Genomic DNA, 20412 nt, shown 5'->3' with positions numbered 1-20412 from the left:
CCCGGAGCCGTCAGGCCAGCGGGACCGCCAGGCTGTGCAGATAGCGCATCAGGGTCATCAGCACATCGCGGCTGGAGGCCCGCAGCCGGGCGTCGCAGTCGATCATCGGGACCTCGTCCGGCAGGTCGAGCGCTCTGCGCAGGGCCTCGACCGGGTGGTGCGGTGCGTCGGGGAAGGTGTTGACGGCCACCACGAACGGCACTCCGCGCTCCTCCAGCCGGCCGATGACGTCGAAGCTGACTTCGAGCCGTCTCGTGTCGATGAGGACGACCGCGCCGAGGGCTCCTTCGAAGAGGCCGTTCCACAGGAACCAGAACCGCTCCTGGCCGGGCGTGCCGAACAGGTAGAGGATCAGCTCCTCGCTGAGGCTGATCCGGCCGAAGTCCATGGCCACGGTGGTGGCGGTCTTCGTCTCGACCCCGGCGTTGTCGTCCACGCCGACGCCGGCCTGGGTCATGGTCTCTTCGGTCGTCAGGGGCCGGATCTCGCTGACCGAGCCGACCATGGTCGTCTTGCCGACCCCGAACCCGCCGACGATCACGACCTTCACCGCGGCGGTGGCCGTGGTCGGAAGGACGTCCTCGGTGCGGGGTCCGGTGATCGTGTCAGAGCTTCTGAAGTCCATGCATCACCGCTTCGAGAAGGGACCTGTCGGGGAGTGTGGCGCGGACGATCGGCGCACGCGACTCGATGAGTTCGGTCGCGAGGAGATCGCTCAGGAGCGAGGTGACCACGCTGAACGGCAGGCTGAGGTAGGCGGAGATCTCGGCGACCGATAACGGGGCCTGGCAGAGCCGCAGGATCGCGGCCTGCTCCGGCTGGAACGTCGGCGAGGGCTCGGCCTGCGCGACGACCATCGTGACCAGGTCGAGCGCGGCGCGCTCGCTGTCGTCGAGATCGCCGGTGATCACGTACAGCCGTTCCGGATCGCTGAGCGCCGGATCGGTGGTGCGGCGTTCTCGTCGGGGTCCGCTCATCCGGACTGCCCGCCGTGGCGGGGCGGACTGGTCAGGTGGGCGCCGATCCGCACGACCATGTCCCGCATACGGGCTCCGACCAGGCCGGCGTCCACGGTCTCACCGGCCAGCACGGCGAGATACGCGCCGGTCCCGGCGGCCATCAGGTAGAAGAACCCGCCGGTGACCTCGATGACGACGAGCTTCATCAGCCCGTCGCTGTACGGGATCTCGGTGGCCACCGCGGCGGCCAGGCTCTGCAGCCCGGCACAGGCGGCCGCCAGCCGGTCGGCGACGTCCGGGTCGCCGCCGTGCATGGCGATGCGCAGCCCGTCCGAGGAGAGCACCACGATCTGGTGGATGCTCGGCACGTCGTCGGCCAGCTCCTTGAGCATCCAGTCCATGTTTCCCCGCTGCTGGATCACTTCAGGTCTCCCTTGTCCCACGCGTCGTCGGAGTCTTCGCCGTGCTTCGGTTCCTGCGGTACGCCGTTGACGGCCTTGGTGAAGGCCTCCAGCCAGAGGCCGGGCGGCTTCTCGCCACCGGAGCCACCGGAACCGCCGGAACCGCCCGAACCGCCGTGTCCGGCAGGCCCGCCGTACCCGCCGTCCGGGTGTCCGCCCCGGCTCGGCAGTCCGCCGTTGACGGGGGCGGGAGGCGGCGGGGGCTGCTGCGGCAGGTTGTGCGAGCCGAGCGGGGCGCGGCCCCGGCTGCGGCGCTGCGGCAGTCCGTTCTCGGTCCACTCGGTGACCACCGGGACGTCGTCCTCCATGGCCGGTACGGGCGCGGCCGGACGGGCGGCGGCCACGGGGGCGCCGGCGGGGACCGGTGCGGCCACGGAGGGCACCGGACCGGTGGCGGCGGGCTTGGGCTTGCGCTTGCCGGGCGGCGGCACCACGTGCTGGAGCTGCGACATGTCCAGCGAGCTGGTGGGCCGCGAGGTGGCGCCGATGCCGTGGGCGATGCCGGGTGCCGGGCCGGTGGTGATCATGTCGCGCGGCACGATGAGGACCGCGCGGACCCCGCCGTACGCCGACTGGCGCAGCGACACCTGGAGCTGGTACATCCGCGAGAGGCGGCCGACGACGGCCATGCCGAGCCGCGGGGACTCGCCGAGGTCGTTCATGTTGATGCCGGCCTGGGCCTGGGCGAGCATGTTCTCGGCCCGGGCGCGGGCCTCCTCGCTGAGGCTGACGCCGCCGTCCTCGATCTCGATGGCGATGCCGGTCTGCACCTCGACCGCGGTGACGTGCACGCGGGTCTGCGGCGGCGAGTAGCGGGTCGCGTTGTCGAGGAGTTCGGCGCAGGCGTGGATGAGCGGCTCGACCGAGGTGCCGACGATGGCGACCTTGGCGATCGAGTGCAGATCGACGCGCTGGTACTCCAGGATCCGGGACATGGCGCCGCGCAGGACGCTGAACAGCGGTACGGGCTTGGGCCACTGGCGGCTGGGCCTGGCCCCGCCGAGGACGGCGATGGAGTCGGCGAGCCGGCCGATCAGCGCGGTGCCGTGGTCGATGCGCAGCAGGTCGTCGAAGACCTCGGGGTTGCGCCCGTAGTGGTCCTCCATCTCCCGGAGCTCACTGGCCTGGCGGTGCACGATCGCCTGGACGCGGCGGGCCACGCTGACGAAGGCGCGCTGGGCGGAGTCACGCCGGGCCTCCTCGTTGTCGATGACTTCGAGGACCTGGTAGATCTGCTCGCGCAGCGCCTTGGGCAGATGCCGGTTGGCCACATCCGCGTCGACGATGTCGCGCATGACCTCCTCGGGCGAGTTGCCCACCCGCAGGCGCCGGATGGCGGCGGGCATGACCTCCTTGGTGAGCCGCACGGTCTCGGAGTCATGGCTGAGGATGCGGTGTTCCAGGTAGGCGATGCGCTGTTCGTACTCCGCGCGCTGGGCGGCCATGGCGCGCCTGCGGCGGTGCAGCGCCACGGTGAGCACGGCGACCACCAGCGTGGTGATCGCGCCGCACACGGCGACTGGTATCCGCGCGGCCGGGACCGCCAGGGCCACGCCGGCGGCGGTGGCGCCGGCCAGCAGGACCACGGGCGGCAGGACTACGCGGACGACGGGGACTGCTCTGTCGGTCGGCGGTGATTCAACACGGACCATCTAAAACCCTCTGGCGGTTGATTCCGGGATGTATACGCATGTGAGCGGAGACTCAGGAACAAGTGCTCGAATTCGCATCAACTCGACTTCACTGCGCGTGAGCTTAGCCAGATCAGAACAGGGGATCGGCATATTCACCCAACCCCCTGCGGGAGCCCGCGAAGAGGAATACACTCGCCAGTTTTCGCACGCACCGCTGTGGAGCGTGCGCGGGGAGTGACGATGCCCGGAAAGGGGCTACGGTTCGGCTTCCACGTCCCGTTCACCGGTACGGAGTTGACCCTGATATCGGTGATACCCGCTCAATTCACCCTTCTCGCAGTGGATTTTGTACCGCAGAACAGGACAGAGGCACACATGATCGAGCCGGATCGAAAGGTGCAGATTCCCGACCACTCCAGGGGTGACCCGGAAAATCGCCGCGCTGACGCGTATACGACCGCAGATTCCACGGACTCGTCGGGCGCCCCGCGCGAGGGGCGCCGCAGCGGCGATCATGGCGGTCGGCGCCACCCTGCGACGGCGTCGGCGGGTACCCGGAGTGACGAGAGGGAGCGGGCGGAACCATGACGGCGACAGGTGACTACACGATCGCTTCGCTGGATACGGGGCTCCGCGCCATGCGGCTCTTCCTCACCCATGACACCCTCACCGTCACCGAGGCCGCCGAGCGCCTCCACGTCGGACGGTCCACCGCGCACCGGGTGCTGAGCACGCTGGAGAGCCGGGGTTTCGCGATCCGGGACACCTCGGGACGCGGTTACGCGGCGGGGCCGGAGCTGGTGCGGCTCGGTCGGCCCGCCGGTTTCGGCCGCGCGGCCCGCGAGCGGCTGGGGCCCGTGCTGGAGGACGCGGCCACGCGGACCGGTGAGACGGTGTGGAGCGTGGCGCTCATCGGCGACCAGGTCATCGTCACCGACGGCCGCGAATCGTCCCATCCGGTGCGGGTGGCACTGGAGTTGGGGCGGACCGGCCCGGCCCACGCGGGATCGGGCGGCCTGTTGCTGCTCTCCCGCATGACGGCGGACCAGGTGTGCGCGCTGTACCCGTACGAGGAGCTGGAGGCGGTCACCCCGGCCACGCTCACCTCGCGGACGGCCCTGCTGGACGAGCTGGCGCTGATCCGGCGGCAGGGCCACGCGGTCAGCCGGGGTGCGGCGGTCCCGGGCATGACGTCGGTCGCCGTCCCACTGGCCGGATCCAGCTGGCGGGACCGGCTCGCCCTGGTCGCCGCGGCCCCGGCGGACCGGTCGGGTGAGGCGGAGGTGGCCGAACGGGCCGAACGGCTAAGGGAGTCGGCGGCTCTGCTGACGGCCTGACCAGGGCCGGCCATGGTCGTACGGTCCACTCAGCGCCGCGCCCCGCCGATCCGCCCCTCCAGCTGCACCAGCAACTCACTGAGCCCCGAGCCGAGTTCGCCCCGGCTCTCCTCACCGAGGCCCGACAGCACCGCCCGCTCGTACGCGAGTTGCTCGGGCAGCAGCCGGTCGACGAGGGCGCGGCCCTCCCCGGTGAGGCGGACGTGGGCGACCCGCCGGTCGCGCTCGTCGCCCCGGCGGTCCACCAGGCCGCGTTCCTGGAGGGCCCGCAGCCGCTTGGTGACGGCGGCGCCGGAGGAGAAGGTCTCCCGGGCGAGCTCGCCCGGCGTGAGTTCCCGGTCGGTACGGCGTACGGCGCCGAGGAGGTCGAACTCGGGGCGGGTCAGTCCGGCGGACCGCAGCGGGGCGTCCTCCGCCTGCTGGAGGAGCGCGGCGCAGCGGTTGATCCGGCCGATGATCTCCATCGGGCCGGTGTCGAGCTCGGGGTTGACGGCCTGCCACTGCCGCACCACCGAGGCCACGATGTCGTCGCTCACGCCGCTCCGATCGAAGGGGCTCGGGCCGCCTCACCGCGCCGCGTCCGCGGGGCGCGGGGCGGTGGGCCGAGCCGTTGTGCTGTCGCAGCGAGCGTACGGTGTCCGGCCTGCTCGGCCGCGAGAAGCTCCTGCTCGGGCAGGGCGCGCTGCCACCACTCCCCCGCCGCGATGTCGGCGGCCTCGCGGAGTTCGACGAGGGTCGCGGTCAGCGCGCGGCGCGCCCGCGCCCGCTCGGCGTGCGGACGCTCCAGGGACCGCTCCGCTTCCGTACGGGCCTTCTCGGTGGCTTGGAGTGCGCGCTCGACGCGGCCCGCCGCCCTCCGGTTGGTGACGAGTGCCGCCGCGAGGAATCCGGCGAGTGCGCCGAGGACGGTGTCGAGGACCCGGTCGCCGATCAGCTCGCCGGCCGGGTGGGCTCCGCCGAACTCCAGGACCAGGAGGGCCATCGGGGTGACGGCGACGGAGCCGAGCCAGTAGTTCCGGGTGATCAGGGCCTCGGCGGCGAAGTTGAAGAAGAGGCAGCACAGGACGAGCGCGAGCGGGCCGGTGCGGGAGAGCGGCAGGACCGCGGCGAAGACGAGGACGCCCAGGACGTTGCCGAGGGTGCGCTGGAGGGCCCGGTTCCAGGTCAGGGTGGTGTTGGCCTGGTAGAGGGAGGCGGCGGTGACGATGGCCCAGTAGGGGCGGCCGGCGCCGATGGCGGCGCAGAGGTATCCGGCGAGCGCGCAGCCGGTCAGCGTACGGACGGCGATGGGCAGCAGGTGCGATCCGGGGCCGAGGCCGCGGAGCAGGCCACCGGAGGCCCGCTCGGCCGCGATCCCGTACAGCTCGGCGGCCGTACCGGGTGCGGCCGCCGGTTCCGGGACCGGCCCCCGGGCCCGGGTCTGCACGGCCCAGGCGCGCAGCTGTTCCAGGTCGTCCGGGTGCGTGGAGGCGACGGCCGACTCGGCGTGCACCACCAGCCGTTCCAGCGAGCGGCGTACGGGGGTGGGCCGGCCGGAGGCGAGCAGGCACTGCCAGGCCGCGTGCACGGCGGCGGCCGCACTGTGGCGCGTACGCGGTCCGGGTGCGGCCGCGCAGTCGGCGGCGGCTTCGAGGGCGCGGGCGACCGCACGGCGCTCGGGCCCCTCGCGGCGGACCAGCGCGGGCCCCGTGCAGACGAGCCAGGCGACCGCGCCCCCGGCCAGGGTCAGCGCGAGGTGGGCCGGGACCTGGGCGAGGCGCTGCGGGGCGAACAGCGCGGCGGAGCTGACGAAGGTGAGGATGACATGGCCGGGCGGGCCGATCCGGACCGCGTCGCACGCCGCTTTCTGCGCGGCGGCGAGGAGCGCGCCGACCGCGACGAGCACGGCGGTGGAGTGCGTGAGCGAGGCGGTGACCAGCGCGACCGCGAGCCCGGCGGTCATGGCGAGGACGACGCCGCCCACGGTCCTGGCCCGCCGGGCGTACGGCAGGCCGTGGCCGTACAGCGCGCAGAGCGAACCGGCCATCGTGTACATCACGAGGTCGAGCCGGCCCAGGACCAGAAGCTTCAGATGCGGTACGGCGGAGGCGACGACCACGCTGAGCGCGGGCTTGAACCAGGTCTCCGAGGGGCGGCCGAGCCGGAGCGCGGCGGCGAGGGGAAGGGGACGGACGAAGGGTCGCCGAGGCCGGGTGGATGTATCACTCACCCAAAACACGTTAACAGGTATTACACCCGTAAAAGAATTACCCTCTGTCGCACCTCGCGAGCGTCCGGCACACTGGCCCGCGGAACGGTGACCCATATTCTTTGAATCTTCATGCACCTACTACGATGACGGGCCATGACCAGGGTGAGCGCTCGGACCGACCGGCAGCGGTACCGCTCACGCCTGCCCGCCTCGCTGGGCCCGCTGTTCGCCCTGCTGGCGCTGCTCTTCTGCTGCTCCGTCACCACCTCGGCCGCCGCCACCGTGCCGGTGGCGGTGGAGGCTCCGGGGCCGGCCCCCGTACGGACGCTGACGCCGGTGCCTCATCTCGCCGTCGAGCCGGTCGTCCTGGCCGCCCCGGCCGACCGGGGCCTCGGGACCTCGTGCCACGGCGGCTCGCCCCACTCGGCGGCCGTCGTGCTGCCGGTGGCATCGGCCCCGGTGGCGCTCCCCTCGCCCGTGGCCTTCGTGCCCGCCGCCCCGCAGAGCGGCGCGGCCGCCATCCGCGGGCCCTCCCACGACGGCGTCCACTCCGTCGATCAGCTGCGTCTTCAGGTCCAGCGGATCTAGAGCCGGGTCCGCTCCCCGCCGCTTTCCCGCACGACCGTCCGCACCCGCATCCCCGCATGCGTCTCCGCATGCGCCCCCGCATGCATCCCGCATCCGCTGAACGACGAGGACCTTCCATGGCTTCCGCCAAGAACCAGAACTCCCCCGCCAACGCGCGCCGCGCCAAGCTGGAGGAGGCCCGCCGCCAGGAGCGCGCCCGTGAGCGCCGGGGCCGTCTCATCACCATCGGCGCGTCGGTCGCCGTGGTCGTCGCACTGGTCGCCGGAGGCGGCTACCTGGTGTACCAGGCGAACGAGAAGGAGGAGGCGGCGAAGGCCCCGATCTCCGGTGAGCGCACGTGGAAGGACCTCAAGCAGAACCACGTGGAGACCGAGGTCGACTACCCGATGAACCCGCCCGTCGGCGGCGACCACAGCCAGGTCTGGATGAACTGCAACGCGGACGTCTACACCCAGGAGATACCGAAGGAGAACGCGGTCCACTCGCTGGAGCACGGCGCGGTCTGGGTCACGTACAACGACGAGGCCTCGGAGGGCGACGTCAAGGCGCTCACGGAGAAGGTCAAGTCCACCCCGTACTCCTTCATCAGCCCGGTCAAGGACCAGAAGGAACCGCTGATGCTCAGCGCGTGGGGCAAGCAGGTCGCCGTCGACAGCGCCACCGACGGCCGCGTCGGCAAGTTCTTCACCCAGTACGTGCAGGGCCCGCAGACGCCTGAGCCGGGTGCCGCCTGCACCGGCGGGCTCGACAAGTGACCTCCATGACGGGCCCCTTCTCCGCCCCCCGCCGGATGGTGCTCGCGGGCGCCGCCGTGCTGCTGCTGGCGGTGGGCCTGGTGGTGGTGATGGTGGTACGGCCGTCCGCGGCGTCCCCGTCCGCGAAGGCGTCGCTCTCCGCTCCGGCAGAGGAGTCGGCGGACGCGGGGTTCGCCCGGGACATGGCGATCCACCATCAGCAGGCGGTGGAGATGTCGTTCATCGTGCGTGACCGCACCGAGGACGAGGACGTGCGGCGCCTGGCGTACGACATCATCAACACCCAGGCCAACCAGCGCGGCATGATGCTGGGCTGGCTGGACCAGTGGGGTCTGCCGAAGAGTTCGGCGAAGCCGCCGATGGCGTGGATGGGCCACACCGTGAAGCCGACGGGCGACGGTTCGCTGATGCCGGGCATGGCCACCGACGCCGAGCTGAAGGCGCTGGAGGGGGCCGACGGCAAGGCGGCCGAGGTGCTGTTCCTGCGGCTGATGACCGTGCACCACCGCGCCGGAGTCGACATGGCGCGGGCCGGGGCCGAAGCGGCCGGGACGGACGTCATCCGGAACCTGGCGCAGGGCATGGTCAGCGGCCAGCAGTCCGAGATCGGGCTGATGGCGGACATGCTGAAGGCCCGGGGCGCGAAGCCCTGACCCACCGTGGACCGGCCCCCTCCCGTACGTCGTGGAGGGGGCCGTCTCCGCCGTGCTGCCCGCCGTGCCCGCGATCGCATAGGCTCGGCGACGATATGAAGAGCATCCTCACTCCGCTGGGGCCCAAGGCCGACAAGGACACCGTGCGACGGCACAATCTGAGCCTGGTACTGCGCGCCGTGCGGGACGAGGGCGAGAGCGGTGAGGCGACCCGCGCCGGAGTGGCCGCGCGGGTCGGACTGACCCGGGCCGCGGTCTCCTCGCTCGTCGAGCAGCTCATGGAGAGCGGGTTCCTCACCGAGTCGGGCAAGACGTTCAGCGGCCAGGCCGGGCGTCCCGGCACCGCGCTCAAGGTGGCCCGCACCGGTCCCGCCGGACTCGGTGTGGAGATCAACATCGACTACGTCTCGGTCTGCGTCGTCGACCTCGCGGGCACCGGCCGGGTCCGGCAGACCGAACACCTCGACAACCGGGGCGCACCCGCCGAGGACGTCCTCGCCCGCGCCGCCGCGATCGCCGCGCGGACCCTGGACTCGGCGCGTGAGCAGGAGCTGCGCCCGGTGGGCGCGGCGCTGGCGCTGCCGGGCCTGGTCTCCGGCGGCGCGGTACGGCAGGCCCCCAACCTCGGCTGGAACGAGGTCCCGGCGCAGGCTCTCTTCGGCGACGCGCTCGCCGCGCTGCGTCCCGGCCTTCCCGTGCTGCCGGTCGTCTCGGAGAACGAGGCGAATCTCGCGGCGCTGGCCGAGCTGTGGTTCGGCGGCCTCGGTGACGTACGCAGCTTCCTGTATCTGACCGGGGAGATCGGCGTCGGCGGCGCGCTGGTGCTGGGCGGCGAACTGCTGCGTGGGGCGCACGGGTTCGCCGGGGAGATCGGGCATGTGGTGGTGGACCCGGACGGGCCGGAGTGCCGGTGCGGTTCGCGGGGCTGCCTGGAGCAGTACGCCGGTCAGAGCGCGCTCCTGCGGGCGGCCGGGGTCGACGGGCCGGGGGCCGGGGGCGGCTCCGGCGTGCTGGAGCTGGAGCGGCGTGCGCGGGCCGGGGACGCGCGGGCGGTGGCGGCTCTCGCCGATGCGGGGCGGATGCTGGGCCGGGTGGTGTCAGGTGCGGTGAACCTGGTCGACCCGGACGCGGTGGTGCTCGGCGGGATCTACCGGGGGCTGATGCCGTGGCTGGCGCCCCCGGCCGACGAGGAGCTGACCGGCCGGGTGGTGTCGGGGCTCTGGTCCCCGGGCAGCGGCCGGCTCCGCGCGTCGTCGGTGGCGGGGGACGCGGCGCGGGGCGCGGCGGCGCTGGTGGTGCAGGACGTGCTGGACGACCCGGTGGCGTACGCGGAGCCGTCGGGCGGGTGAGCCGGGGGGGGGACCGGGCCCCGCGGCTCACCCGTACCGTCAGCGCACCGCGAGCAGGTGGTCCATGGCCAGCTGGTCCAGCGCCTCGAAGGCCATGCCGCGTGTCGCGGCGGCCTCCACGTCGAACTCCTCGTACGCCGTACGGTCGGCCAGCAGGGCCGCCAAGCCGTCCCCGGCGGTCGGGCGCGCCAGGTCGTCCAGGCGGGCCGCCCGCAGCGCGGCCCGGACCTCGGGGTCGGCGCGGAAGGCCGCCGCACGCTCCTTGAGGATCAGGTAGTTGCGCATGCACCCGGCGGCCGAGGCCCAGACGCCGTCGTAGTCCTCGGTGCGCGGCGGCTTGAAGTCGAAGTGGCGCGGGCCCTCGTAGCCGCTCTCCAGCAGGTCGACGAGCCAGAACGCCTGGCGCAGGTCGCCGGCGCCGAAGCGGAGGTCCTGGTCGTACTTGATGCCGGACTGGCCGTTGAGGTCGATGTGGAAGAGCTTGCCGGCCCACATGGCCTGGGCGATGCCGTGCGGGAAGTTGAGCCCGGCCATCTGCTCGTGCCCGGTCTCCGGGTTGACGCCGACCAGTTCGGGCCGTTCCAGGCGCTCGATGAAGGCGAGGGCGTGGCCGATGGTGGGCAGCAGGATGTCGCCGCGCGGCTCGTTCGGCTTGGGCTCGATGGCGAAGCGGAGGTCGTACCCCTGCTCGGTGACGTACTCGCCGAGCAGGTCGAAGGCCTCCTTCATCCGGTGCAGCGCGAGGCGTACGTCCTTGGCCCCGCCGGACTCCGCGCCCTCGCGGCCGCCCCAGGCGACGAAGGTGGTGGCGCCGAGCTCGACGGCGAGGTCGATGTTGCGCAGGGTCTTGCGGAGCGCGTAGCGGCGTACGTCACGGTCGTTGGCGGTGAACCCGCCGTCCTTGAAGACCGGGTGGGTGAAGAGGTTGGTCGTCACCATCGGCACGACGAGGCCGCTCGCGTCGACGGCCTGGCGGAACCGCTTGACGATCGCCTCGCGCTCGGTCTCCGGCGCGCCGAAGGGGATCAGGTCGTCGTCGTGGAAGGTCACGCCCCAGGCGCCGAGCTCGGCGAGGTGCTGGACGGACTCGACCGGGTCGATGGCCGCGCGGGTGGCGTCGCCGAAGGGGTCGCGGCCCTGCCAGCCCACCGTCCACAGGCCGAAGCTGAACTTGTCCTCGGGGGTGGGGGTGAACCTGTCCCCGGAGGTGGGGGTGAAGCGTTCCGTCATCGTCGTCCGACCGCCTTCGCCTGCCGTCGGGGCTGGGCCGGAAGCCCCGAACCCCTATTTGTTCAGTGTCATGACTAATCATGCACGGGGTCGCCGTCCGGCGTAACCCCCTGGTCGGCGGCGGGTGGCTCCGGGGCCTGTTCCCCAGGCCGCACATCACGTAATTTGTTCGCGGCACAGCCGAATGAGCCCGTTCCCTGCGAAAGAGGCCGCCCATGTCGTCCCGTACCGTCGTCATCGGCGTGGACAGCTCCACCCAGTCCACCAAGGCCGCCGTGATCGACGCCGTGACCGGCGAGCAGCTCGCGGTGGGCCGCGCTCCGCATGTCGTCACCGGCGAGGGCGGCGCCCGGGAGAGCGATCCGGAGGTCTGGTGGCGGGCGCTCGGCGACGCGGTGGCGGCCGGACTGAAGGAGTCGGGCCTGCCCGCGCGCTCGGTCACCGGGATCGCGGTGGCCGGACAGCAGCACGGACTCGTCGTGGTGGACCGCTCGGGCCGTCCGCTGCGGCCGGCGCTGCTGTGGAACGACACCCGCTCGGCTCCGCAGGCCGCCGCCCTCACCGCCTCGCTCGGTGGCCCTGACGCCTGGACCACGCGGACCGGTTCCGTACCGGTCGCCTCGATCACCGCCTCCAAGTGGCAGTGGCTGCGCGAGAACGATCCGGAAGCGGCGAAGGGAGCCGTCGGCGTACGGCTGCCGCACGACTTCCTCACCGAGCGCCTGGCGGGCGTGGCGGCGACCGATCCCGGCGACGCCTCCGGCACCGGCTGGTACGCCACCGCCACCGGCGCGTACGACCCCGAACTCCTGGATCTCCTGGGCCTGGACCCGGCCTTCCTCCCCGAGGTCGCGCCCACCGGGGCAACCCGGATCGGCTCGCTCACCGAGGCTGCGGCCGAGGCGCTGGGGCTGCCCGTCGGCATCGCGGTCGCCGCCGGGACCGGCGACAACATGAGCGCGGCCGTGGGCCTCGGTCTCGGCGGCGCCGGGCTGCTGGACCACCCGGTCCTCTCCCTCGGCACCTCCGGCGTGGTCTTCGCCGCCTCCCGCACGCGCTCCACCGCACCGGCGCTCTCCGGGTTCGCCGCCGCCGACGGCACGTACCTCCCGCTGGCCTGCACCCTCAATTGCACGCTCGCCGTGGACAAGGTCGCCTCGCTGCTCGGCCTGCACCGCGAGGACACGGCCCCCGGTGGCGAAGCCGTACTCCTGCCGTACCTCGACGGCGAGCGCACGCCCGACCTGCCGACCGCCTCCGGGCTCCTCACCGGACTGCGCCACGACACCACCCCGCAGCAACTGCTCGGTGCCGCCTACGAAGGCGCGGCCGTCACCGTGCTGCGGGCGCTGGACACGTTGCTACGGGCCTGCGGCCTGGACCCGGACGCGCCCGAAGTGGCCTCCCGTCCGCTGCGGTTGATCGGCGGCGGCGCGCAGGGGCGGAGCTGGGTGGAGACGGTGGGCCGGCTCTCCGGACGCCCGCTCGTCATCCCGGCGGGCGGCGAGCTGGTCGCCCTGGGCGCGGCAGCGCTCGCCGCGTCGGCCGCGGGCGGCGGCGACCCGGTGGCGCTCGCGACCTCCTGGGGCGCGGGCGACACGGGCAGTCAACTCGAGTCCCAGGAACGGGACATGGAGACCTGGCAGCGGGTCACCTCGGTACTGGACCGGGCCGCGGAGCCGCTGCTCGGCGGCTGACGGACGAGCCGGGTCCGGCCACCCAAGGCCCCGGTTGGGAATACGAACTGATTTTCCATAAGATCCGGCGATGATCACAAGAAATCGGCTGACGACCGGGGTGTGCATAGCGCTGGCCACCCTGGCCGCCGGGCTCGGCTCCGTGCTCCCCGCAGCCGCCGACGGACCACCGGCCACCTCCGCCCCCAAGGTCGAACTCGTCCTCGACGTCAGCGGCTCCATGCGCACCCGCGACATCGACGGCCAGTCCCGGATGTCCGCCGCCAAGCAGGCGTTCAACGACGTCCTGGACGCGGTGCCCGAAGAGGTCCACCTCGGCATCCGCACGCTCGGCGCCGACTATCCGGGCGACGACCGCAAGGTCGGCTGCGAGGACACCGCGCAGCTCTACCCGGTCGGCCCGCTGGACCGCACCGAGGCCAAGACCGCCGTCGCCACCCTCGCGCCCACCGGCTGGACCCCGATCGGCCCGGCGCTGCTCGGCGCGGCCGACGACCTCGAAGGCGGCGAGGCGACCCGCCGGATCGTCCTCATCACGGACGGCGAGGACACCTGCGGCCCGCTCGACCCGTGCGAGGTGGCCCGCGAGATCGCCGCGCGCGGCACGCACCTGGTCATCGACACGCTCGGCCTGGTGCCGAACGCCAAGATCCGCCAGCAGCTCACCTGCATCGCCGAGGCGACCGGGGGCACGTACACGGCCGTCCAGCACAAGGACGACCTCTCGCGCCGCGTGAAGCAGTTGGTGGACCGGGCGGCCGAGCCGGTCGTGACCCCGGTCGCCACCGAAGGCGCGGACAGCTGCTCCGCCGCACCCGTGCTCAAGCCGGGCCTCTACACCGACCGCCAGGTGATCGGCGAGCACCGCTGGTACCGGGTCGACGTGCTGCCCGGCCAGGAGCTGCGCGCCTCGGTGAGCGTGGCGGCCGACCGTGCCGTCGACAACGACTACGGCGTGCTGCTGCGCGCGGCGACGGACGCCGGACGCGAGATCGTCCGGGGCGAGGCCTCCGGCACCGGACGTACGGATGTGATCTCGTCCGGCCTGCGCTACCCGAAGGCCGAGATCGAGGACGGCGACAACGGCAGCGGCAAGCCCGCGGCCGAGACCGTCTGCCTCCAGCTCTCCCACGCGTTCTCCGCGCCCGCCTCGGTGAAGCGGACGCCCGGTCTGCCGGTCGAGCTGACCGTGGACGTGGTGGACGGACCGGACCGGGCGTCCGACGTGGCGGCCTTCGGGCTCGGCCGCGGCTGGTGGCTGCTCGGCGTCCTCGTCCTGACCGGACTGGTCGCGGGGCTGCTGTTCGGCTGGATCTCGCGCTGGCGCATCGCCGTATGGAGGACCAACTGATGGTGACGACGACTTCCCGCCGCGCCCGTGGCGTGCGGCGCGCGTTCGCCGGTGCGCTGCTCGCCGGGCTGACCCTGTTCACCTCGGCGGGTACGGCCGTGGCCGACGACCCGTCGGCGAGCGCGAGCCCCGGCGACGACGGCCCCGGGCCCACCGAGGCCGGCACCACGTTCCGTACGGCGACCGCACTCCAGCAGGGTCAGACCGGCACCGCGCAGGCGTCGTCGGGCGACTACCTGTACTGGGTGTTCCCGGCCGACGCCGGACAGCACGCCACCGTGAAGGCGACGGTGAAGCTGCCGGAGAGCGAGGTGGAGCGCTCGGGCTCCACCTGGCAGATCGACGTGTACGACGGGCTGCGCCGCCGCCAGGCGTGCCAGTACGGCCACCAGACCAGGAAAGCGGCGGCCGACGCGTCGGCGGTCGAGCTGTCCTGTGTGCTGCGCACCGTACGGTCCTGGTCCGAGCCGTGGGCGAACGACCCGCTGCCCGGCAGCTACTACGTCCGGCTCACGGTGGTGAACCTCCCGGCCGACGAGCTCGGGCTGCCGTTCGAGGCCGAGGTCCGGGCCGACGTGGTGGACGCGGGCGGCGCCCACCACGTGGACGGCGCGCTCGCCGAGCCGCTGGTGCCGGGCATCTCGGTGACGGACGCGTCAGGAGCCACGCAGGCCCGGACCGCCGGTGAGCCGGAGGACGGCTGGGCCTCGGGCTGGTGGACGACCCGCTGGCTGTGGACGGTCGGCGGCGGCGTGCTCGCCGCGCTCGCGGCCGTGTTCGGCTACTCGCTGACACGCGGCCGCGGCCGCCCGGCGCACGTGCCGCACGGGGTCTGACGCTCCTTGAGGTCAGGTGGCGGCCTCCCCGCTCCTCGAAGATCCTGAACGGGTTCGCTTCGAGACGGGGAGGCACCGCCGGTGTGGCAGTTCTTCGCGGACAACCCGTGGGTGACCGTCTTCGCGGTGATCACGCTCGGCGCGCTGCTCGGCATGGTGCGGTTCGGCCCGGTACGGCTGGGAGCGGCCGGTGTCCTCTTCGTCGGCCTCTTCGTGGGCGCGCTGGACGAGGACATCGCCGCCGCCGTACCGGCCGGGGTGTCGGCGCTGGGTCTGGCCCTGTACGTGTACACGGTCGGGCTGGAGTCGGGGCCCGCGTTCTTCCGTGAACTGCGCGGCCAGCTGGCGGTGATGGCCGGGGCGGTGGTGGCCCTCGCGGTCACGGCGGTGGTGGTCGGCCTCGTCGGACACGGCTGGTTCGGGATCAGCGGACCGTTCCTGGCGGGCGGGTACGCGGGCATCGGGACGACCACTCCGGGCCTGGCCGCCGCCCAGGACGCCTCGGCCGACCCGACCCAGCCCGCCGTCGGGTACGCCATCGGCTATCCGCTGGCCGTGGTGATCACGATCCTGTTCCTCGCGGCCGTCGCGGCCCGCCGCCACTGGGCCGCGCGCCGGGACCCGGACTCGGGCCTCCCGGCCACGCTCATCACCCGTACGGTCCAGGTGGCCCGCGAAACCCGCTGGGCCGAGGTCCCCGGAGTGGCCGGGCACCGGGTGCTGGCGAGCGAGTACCGGCCCGCCGGGGCCACCACCCGGGTCGCCCGGGAGCTGGACCGCCTCTCCCCCGGCGACCAGGTCGTCCTGGTGGGCGGCGAGGACGACGCACGGAAGGCGACGGAGGCGCTGGGGTCACTCGCCCCGCGCCACCTGCTGGACGACCGCTCCACGGTGGACTACCGGCGGGTCCTGCTCACCAACCCGGAGCTGGCCGGGCACACGGTCGCCGAACTGGGCCTGGGCGAGAAGTACGGGGCCGTGGTGAGCCGGGTCCGGCGCGGCGACTTCGACATGCTCGCCCACGACGACCTGCTGCTCCAGCTCGACGACCGGGTCCGGGTGGTGATGCCGCGCGAGCGGACGGGCGAGGTCACCACGTACCTGGGCGACACGGAGGCGAAGGTCAGCGAGGTGAGCGCGGTCAGCCTGGGCCTGGGGCTCACGCTGGGCTTCCTGATCGGCATCCCGTCCCTCACGCTCGGCTCCACCACGCTGGCGCTGGGCACGGGTGCCGGCCCGCTGGTGATGGGCATGATCCTCGGCTGGCGCCGCCGCACGGGCCCGCTCGTCTGGACCCTCCCCACCCGGGCCAACCTCACCCTGCGCCAGATCGGCCTGCTGCTCTTCCTCGCGGTGGTGGGGCTGACCTCGGGCTACTCGTTCCGCGAGAACGCCTTCTCGCTCTTCGGCCTGAAGCTGGCGGCCGTGCTGGCGATCGGCGCGGTGGTGAGCTACTCGCTGATGGTGCTGATCGCGAAGGGGCTCGGCCAGAGCCGGGAGCGGACGATGGGGCTGCTGTCGGGCTATGTGGGCAACCCGGCGCTCGTGGCGTACGCAAACAGCCGCGCGAGCGACAGCCGGATCAACAACGGCTACTCGACGCTCTTCGCGCTGGCCATCCTCGTCAAGATCGTCTGCATCCAACTGATCGTGGGACTCTGACCGGCCGACCGGTCAGCTCTGTGCGGTGTCGTCGCCCGACTGCCCGTCGTTCTCGGCCGCGCCTGCCTTCTCCCGCATCTTGCGCACCAGCTCCGCCTTCCGGTCGGCCGCGTTCTGACGGTCGAGGTTGCGGTGCGGACCGTTGTTCTGCCGTTCGGCGCGGGACTGCCGCTTGCGCTGGCCGCCGCCCTGGCCCACCGGGTTGTTGATGTTCTTGCTGTCGGTCACGGGTTCTCCCGGTCGATGAGGTGAAGTGATCTACGGATGCGTCGGTGAAAGGCGTCAGCAGGGGCCCGTCACGCTCTCACTCGTCCATCGGCGCCTGGATGGACACGCCGAAGACGTTACCTGGTCCGCGGGGAGCGCTCGGACCGCCCTCACCCCAGCCGTACGCTCAGCTGAGCGCCCAGCTCCCGGTAGCCCAGCGCCGCCGCCACCCGGCGGGAGGCGGCCGGCCGGGCCCGCCACTGCGGGAGCAGTCCGGCGGCGAGGGCGTGGGCGGTGGCCTCGGATGCCACCTGCCGGGCGAGGCCCCGGCCCCGTGCGTCCGGTGCGGTCAGGACGCAGAGGTGGGCGGCGCCACGCGGCCAGTGGGCGTAGCCGGCGGCGGCGAGGAGCCGCGCGCCTCCGTCCCGTACGACGAAGACCGGTGAGGTGATCTCCTCCAGCCCGCTCTCCCCCGCGTCCGCCTCCCCCGCCTCCTGTGACAGGGCTCGCACCTCCGCGTGACCGGGGGCCAGGCGCCCGGTCGGAGCGGTGGTGGCCTCGGGCGGGCGGAGATCCTCCGGGGTCAGGTAGGCAAGGGCCGCCGGGCCGAGGGTGTCGGACACCGGGAGGAGGGCGGTGAGGGTCGCCGGATCGGTAAGGCGTGTGGTGGGGAGGCCGTTGAGGGCCGTTCGTACGGAATCGGCGGCCCGGTCCGTGGGCGCGGTGATCAGGGCGGTGTCCCCGATGGTCACCACGCCCACCCAGGACTGCGGCGCCAGGGACGAGCCCGGGGAGACGCACACTCCGGGGGTTCCGAAGGCGGCGTCCGGCGCGGCTGCCAGCTCCTGCCACAGCGCTCGGGCGCGGTCCACCGTTGCATCGATCGACATGACGGGATTGTCACATGAGAGGGAAAATCTGCCGTCATCCTTTGTTCGAACCCGGTGGCCGCTGCGACTACGCTCGACAACTCGCGTACTCCACAAGGCTGCTGACGGATTCCGGCCACGCCGGACCGGCGCTCTGGCGGAGTACCGCCCTCATCGCGTTCGATGAGGTTCGAACGATGGCGCGCCACCCGTGGCGCATCCCAGGGAGCGGAGTCCTTTCGATGTCCACGCAGACCGGCCCGGCGCTCGACACCCCGTCCCGCGGCCATGAGATCGTCGCGGGCCCCAAGGGGCTGCCGCTGCTCGGGAACCTGCCGCAGTTCGGTAAGAACCCCCTCGCCTTCTTCGAACTCCTGCGGGGGCACGGGGACATGGTGCGGTGGCGGTTCGGACGCAACCGGTGCGTGTTCATCGCCGATCCGGAGTGCATCGGCGAGTTGCTGACCGAGACGGAGGGCACGTTCGACCAGCCCTCGCTCGGCGTCGCGTTCCGGGCCGTCATGGGCAACGGCATCATCGTGGCGCGCGGCCGGGACTGGCGGCGTAAACGGTCGCTGGTGCAGCCGTCGGTGCGGCCCAAGCAGGTCAAGTCGTACGCGGCCACCATGGCGTCCTCCGCGGTGGATCTGGCCGACACCTGGTCGGACGGCCAACGCGTGGACATCAAGCGGGAGATGGCGGCCCTGACGCAGAAGATCGCGGTGCGCACCATCTTCGGCGTGGACACTCCGGCGGACTCGGAGGCGATGGGGCGGGCGATGGATGTCGCCCAGATGGAGATCGGCAAGGAGTTCGCCGGGATCGGGGCGCTGCTGCCGGACTGGGTGCCGACGCCGGGCCGGGCGCGGATCAGGAAGGCGGCGGCTGTGATCGACGCCGAGGTGGGCCGGGTCGTGGCCCGGCACCGGGACGGCGAGACCGAACGGCCCGATCTGCTCAGCCGGTTGCTCACCGCCGTCGACGAGAGCGGCACGCGGCTCAGCGACGAGGAGATCCGCGACGAGACGGTCACCCTGTACATCGGCGGCCATGAGACGACGAGTTCGACGCTGGTGTGGGCCTGGTACCTGCTCTCCCGTAACCCGCGCGTCCGCGAGGCGCTCTCCGAGGAGCTGGACCGGGTGCTCGGCGACCGGGAGCCGGGTTTCGACGACTACGCCCAACTCACGTACGCCCAGGCCATGGTGAAGGAGACCTTGCGCCTCTACCCGACGATCTGGCTGATCACCGGCGTCGCGAAGGAAGGGGCGACGATCGGCGGCCTGCCGATGGCGGAGGGCACCCGGGTGTGGACGAGCCAGTGGGCCACGCACCGCGACGCGCGGTGGTTCCCCGAGCCGGAGGAGTTCCGGCCGGAGCGCTGGGACGCCACGGGCGGCGACGAGATCGCGGAGTACGCGTGGTTCCCGTTCGGCGGCGGACCCAGGGTCTGCATCGGTACGCGCTTCGCGATGGTGGAGGCGGTCCTCATCCTGGCCGTACTGGCCCGCCGCTTCGACCTGGACGTCGACCCGGGCACCGTCGAGCCCGTACCGAGCCTGACGCTTCAGCCGGACCGGGATGTGCTGGCGACCGTGCGGGCGCGGTAGCCGGTCCGGTGGGCGCCCGGCTCTGTCAGGGAGCCGGGCGCCGGGCCGTCAGCTCCGGGGAAGCCACTTCTTCCAGACGTCCGGGTGGCGGTCGATCCAGCGCTTCGCCGCCTCCTCCGGGGTGAGCCGCTGGGAGGCGATCATCTCGGAGACCTCGTTCTGGTCCTTCTCGGACCACTGGAACTTCTTCAGGAACGAGGCCGCGTCACCGCCGCGCTCCACGAAGTCGGCGTTGAGGAACTTCTGCAACGGCGTCGTCGGATAGGCGCAGTCGATGTCCTTCGGGTCCTTGGCCGCGCACTCGTCGGTGTACTCCGGGAGCTTCACCTCGACCATCGGCACCTCGTTGAACAGCCACTGCGGCTGGTACCAGTAGCTCAGGAAGGGCTTCTTCTCCTTGGCGAACTGCTGGATCTGGGTGATCTGGGCCGCCTCGGATCCGGCGAAGACCACCTTGTAGTCCAGGTCCAGATTCTTCACCAGGGCCACGTCGTTGGTGACGTAGGACGGCGAGCCGTCCATGAGCTGGCCCTTGCCGCCGCTCTCGGCGGTCCGCAGTTCCTTCGCGTACTTGTTGAGGTTCTTCCAGTCCGTGACGTCCGGGTTCTCGTCGGCCCAGTACTTCGGCACGTACCAGCCGATGTGGCCGGTCACGCCGAGGTCGCCGCCGCGGACGATGGTCTTCTTCTCGTCGACGTACAGCTTCTCCTGGTCCGGGTGGCCCCAGTCCTCCAGGATCGCGTCGACGCGGCCCTGGCTGAGGGCGTCCCAGGCGGGGACCTCGTCGGTCTGGACGAGGTCGACGCGGTAGCCGAGCTTCTCCTTGAGGAGCTGTTCGGCCACGGCGACGTTCGCCTGCGCGCCGACCCAGGACTGGACGGAGAGGGTCACCGTCTTGACCCCGGCGGGGGCGGCGAACGGGGAGGACTGCTTCGTCATGTCGGCGGCGCCGCAGCCCGCCGTGGTGAGCAGTGCGGTGGCCGAGGCGAGCGCCACGAGCAGGCGGGTTCGGGAGCGGTTCAT

Annotated in this window: 20 protein-coding genes; 10 read left to right on the top strand and 10 right to left on the bottom strand. The window is 72.4% G+C overall.

Annotated elements, in window-relative coordinates:
- Positions 1–10: 10 nt before the first annotated feature.
- From ACQP09_RS31410 to ACQP09_RS31395, 4 genes are read right to left on the bottom strand one after another with little or no spacing between them, the layout of a single operon-like run.
- Positions 11–625 carry a GTP-binding protein gene (locus ACQP09_RS31410; RefSeq protein ID WP_010058144.1) on the bottom strand — a complete coding sequence of 205 codons (615 nt, stop codon included), beginning with the start codon at positions 623–625 and terminating at the stop codon, positions 11–13.
- Positions 606–977, bottom strand: coding sequence for a DUF742 domain-containing protein (locus ACQP09_RS31405; RefSeq protein ID WP_356752910.1), 372 nt, complete (start codon positions 975–977; stop codon positions 606–608). The genes ACQP09_RS31410 and ACQP09_RS31405 overlap by 20 nt, the downstream gene beginning before the upstream one ends.
- Positions 974–1381: a roadblock/LC7 domain-containing protein gene (locus tag ACQP09_RS31400; RefSeq protein ID WP_006128841.1), complete on the bottom strand. Its 408-nt coding sequence runs from the start codon at positions 1379–1381 to the stop codon at positions 974–976. The genes ACQP09_RS31405 and ACQP09_RS31400 overlap by 4 nt, the downstream gene beginning before the upstream one ends.
- Positions 1378–3072 carry a sensor histidine kinase gene (locus tag ACQP09_RS31395; protein ID WP_433405848.1) on the bottom strand — a complete coding sequence of 565 codons (1695 nt, stop codon included), beginning with the start codon at positions 3070–3072 and terminating at the stop codon, positions 1378–1380. The genes ACQP09_RS31400 and ACQP09_RS31395 overlap by 4 nt, the downstream gene beginning before the upstream one ends.
- A 566-nt stretch (positions 3073–3638) precedes the next feature.
- On the opposite strand from ACQP09_RS31395, the gene ACQP09_RS31390 reads away from it, so the two are divergent.
- Positions 3639–4391: an IclR family transcriptional regulator gene (locus ACQP09_RS31390; protein ID WP_433405846.1), complete on the top strand. Its 753-nt coding sequence runs from the start codon at positions 3639–3641 to the stop codon at positions 4389–4391.
- Between the two features lie 29 nt (positions 4392–4420).
- Here the strand turns inward: ACQP09_RS31390 and ACQP09_RS31385 are convergent, their stop codons facing one another.
- Positions 4421–4927 (bottom strand): MarR family winged helix-turn-helix transcriptional regulator, encoded by a 507-nt coding sequence (locus ACQP09_RS31385; RefSeq protein WP_433405844.1) that lies wholly within the window; start codon positions 4925–4927, stop codon positions 4421–4423.
- Positions 4924–6600 (bottom strand): FUSC family protein, encoded by a 1677-nt coding sequence (locus ACQP09_RS31380; RefSeq protein ID WP_433405842.1) that lies wholly within the window; start codon positions 6598–6600, stop codon positions 4924–4926. The genes ACQP09_RS31385 and ACQP09_RS31380 overlap by 4 nt, the downstream gene beginning before the upstream one ends.
- Before the next feature lie 135 nt (positions 6601–6735).
- Here ACQP09_RS31380 and ACQP09_RS31375 point away from each other — a divergent pair, with 135 nt between their 5' ends.
- The 4 genes from ACQP09_RS31375 to ACQP09_RS31360 all read left to right on the top strand — a co-directional run bounded on the left by ACQP09_RS31375 (position 6736) and on the right by ACQP09_RS31360 (position 9927).
- Complete coding sequence (locus ACQP09_RS31375; protein ID WP_433405840.1) at positions 6736–7170, top strand: hypothetical protein; 435 nt, start codon at positions 6736–6738, stop codon at positions 7168–7170.
- Between the two features lie 116 nt (positions 7171–7286).
- The gene (locus tag ACQP09_RS31370; RefSeq protein WP_433405838.1) at positions 7287–7925 is read left to right on the top strand and encodes a DUF3105 domain-containing protein; all 639 of its coding nucleotides are present in this window, start codon (positions 7287–7289) and stop codon (positions 7923–7925) included.
- A gap of 5 nt (positions 7926–7930) precedes the next feature.
- Positions 7931–8578, top strand: coding sequence for a DUF305 domain-containing protein (locus ACQP09_RS31365; RefSeq protein ID WP_433406828.1), 648 nt, complete (start codon positions 7931–7933; stop codon positions 8576–8578).
- A gap of 95 nt (positions 8579–8673) precedes the next feature.
- Positions 8674–9927 (top strand): ROK family protein, encoded by a 1254-nt coding sequence (locus tag ACQP09_RS31360; protein WP_433405836.1) that lies wholly within the window; start codon positions 8674–8676, stop codon positions 9925–9927.
- Between the two features lie 39 nt (positions 9928–9966).
- On the opposite strand, the gene xylA is transcribed toward ACQP09_RS31360, so the two are convergent.
- Entirely contained in the window at positions 9967–11157 is a 1191-nt protein-coding gene (xylA, locus tag ACQP09_RS31355; RefSeq protein ID WP_433405835.1) for a xylose isomerase, read from the bottom strand.
- 215 nt (positions 11158–11372) lie between these two features.
- Between xylA and xylB the strand changes: the two genes are divergently transcribed.
- From xylB to ACQP09_RS31335, 4 genes are all read left to right on the top strand, one after another.
- Positions 11373–12854, top strand: a complete 1482-nt coding sequence (xylB, locus tag ACQP09_RS31350) for a xylulokinase (RefSeq protein WP_433405833.1) — start codon at positions 11373–11375, stop codon at positions 12852–12854.
- A 70-nt stretch (positions 12855–12924) separates the two neighbouring features.
- Entirely contained in the window at positions 12925–14205 is a 1281-nt protein-coding gene (locus ACQP09_RS31345; protein ID WP_433405831.1) for a VWA domain-containing protein, read from the top strand.
- On the top strand, positions 14205–15041 hold the full coding sequence (locus ACQP09_RS31340; RefSeq protein WP_433405829.1) for a hypothetical protein: 837 nt from the start codon (positions 14205–14207) through the stop codon (positions 15039–15041). The genes ACQP09_RS31345 and ACQP09_RS31340 overlap by 1 nt, the downstream gene beginning before the upstream one ends.
- 81 nt (positions 15042–15122) lie before the next feature.
- Positions 15123–16703, top strand: a complete 1581-nt coding sequence (locus ACQP09_RS31335) for an aspartate:alanine exchanger family transporter (protein WP_433405827.1) — start codon at positions 15123–15125, stop codon at positions 16701–16703.
- 12 nt (positions 16704–16715) lie between these two features.
- Here the strand turns inward: ACQP09_RS31335 and ACQP09_RS31330 are convergent, their stop codons facing one another.
- Both ACQP09_RS31330 and ACQP09_RS31325 read right to left on the bottom strand, forming a co-directional pair.
- Positions 16716–16931, bottom strand: coding sequence for a DUF6243 family protein (locus tag ACQP09_RS31330; protein WP_433405825.1), 216 nt, complete (start codon positions 16929–16931; stop codon positions 16716–16718).
- A 149-nt stretch (positions 16932–17080) separates the two neighbouring features.
- Positions 17081–17800 (bottom strand): GNAT family N-acetyltransferase, encoded by a 720-nt coding sequence (locus ACQP09_RS31325; protein ID WP_433405823.1) that lies wholly within the window; start codon positions 17798–17800, stop codon positions 17081–17083.
- A gap of 221 nt (positions 17801–18021) precedes the next feature.
- On the opposite strand from ACQP09_RS31325, the gene ACQP09_RS31320 reads away from it, so the two are divergent.
- Complete coding sequence (locus ACQP09_RS31320) at positions 18022–19389, top strand: cytochrome P450 (protein ID WP_433405822.1); 1368 nt, start codon at positions 18022–18024, stop codon at positions 19387–19389.
- A gap of 48 nt (positions 19390–19437) precedes the next feature.
- Here the strand turns inward: ACQP09_RS31320 and ACQP09_RS31315 are convergent, their stop codons facing one another.
- A complete protein-coding gene (locus ACQP09_RS31315; RefSeq protein ID WP_433405820.1) occupies positions 19438–20412 on the bottom strand; it encodes an ABC transporter substrate-binding protein in 975 nt (324 codons plus the stop codon).

Source organism: Streptomyces sp. CA-146814, assembly GCF_050942385.1.
GTDB lineage: Bacteria > Actinomycetota > Actinomycetes > Streptomycetales > Streptomycetaceae > Streptomyces.
Note: the sequence above shows the minus strand (reverse complement) of the source record. Positions and strands in the feature narration are given on the sequence as shown.

What these genes read in the sequence shown, in the direction of transcription:
- ACQP09_RS31315 (WP_433405820.1), bottom strand. Translation starts at nt 20,412, where the DNA reads ATGAACCGCTCCCGAACCCGCCTGCTCGTGGCGCTCGCCTCGGCCACC.
- ACQP09_RS31325 (WP_433405823.1), bottom strand. Translation starts at nt 17,800, where the DNA reads ATGTCGATCGATGCAACGGTGGACCGCGCCCGAGCGCTGTGGCAGGAG.
- ACQP09_RS31365 (WP_433406828.1), top strand. Translation starts at nt 7,931, where the DNA reads ATGACGGGCCCCTTCTCCGCCCCCCGCCGGATGGTGCTCGCGGGCGCC.
- ACQP09_RS31370 (WP_433405838.1), top strand. Translation starts at nt 7,287, where the DNA reads ATGGCTTCCGCCAAGAACCAGAACTCCCCCGCCAACGCGCGCCGCGCC.
- xylB (WP_433405833.1), top strand. Translation starts at nt 11,373, where the DNA reads ATGTCGTCCCGTACCGTCGTCATCGGCGTGGACAGCTCCACCCAGTCC.
- ACQP09_RS31390 (WP_433405846.1), top strand. Translation starts at nt 3,639, where the DNA reads ATGACGGCGACAGGTGACTACACGATCGCTTCGCTGGATACGGGGCTC.
- ACQP09_RS31375 (WP_433405840.1), top strand. Translation starts at nt 6,736, where the DNA reads ATGACCAGGGTGAGCGCTCGGACCGACCGGCAGCGGTACCGCTCACGC.
- ACQP09_RS31345 (WP_433405831.1), top strand. Translation starts at nt 12,925, where the DNA reads ATGATCACAAGAAATCGGCTGACGACCGGGGTGTGCATAGCGCTGGCC.
- ACQP09_RS31405 (WP_356752910.1), bottom strand. Translation starts at nt 977, where the DNA reads ATGAGCGGACCCCGACGAGAACGCCGCACCACCGATCCGGCGCTCAGC.
- ACQP09_RS31395 (WP_433405848.1), bottom strand. Translation starts at nt 3,072, where the DNA reads ATGGTCCGTGTTGAATCACCGCCGACCGACAGAGCAGTCCCCGTCGTC.
- ACQP09_RS31320 (WP_433405822.1), top strand. Translation starts at nt 18,022, where the DNA reads ATGTCCACGCAGACCGGCCCGGCGCTCGACACCCCGTCCCGCGGCCAT.
- xylA (WP_433405835.1), bottom strand. Translation starts at nt 11,157, where the DNA reads ATGACGGAACGCTTCACCCCCACCTCCGGGGACAGGTTCACCCCCACC.
- ACQP09_RS31360 (WP_433405836.1), top strand. Translation starts at nt 8,674, where the DNA reads ATGAAGAGCATCCTCACTCCGCTGGGGCCCAAGGCCGACAAGGACACC.
- ACQP09_RS31410 (WP_010058144.1), bottom strand. Translation starts at nt 625, where the DNA reads ATGGACTTCAGAAGCTCTGACACGATCACCGGACCCCGCACCGAGGAC.
- ACQP09_RS31340 (WP_433405829.1), top strand. Translation starts at nt 14,205, where the DNA reads ATGGTGACGACGACTTCCCGCCGCGCCCGTGGCGTGCGGCGCGCGTTC.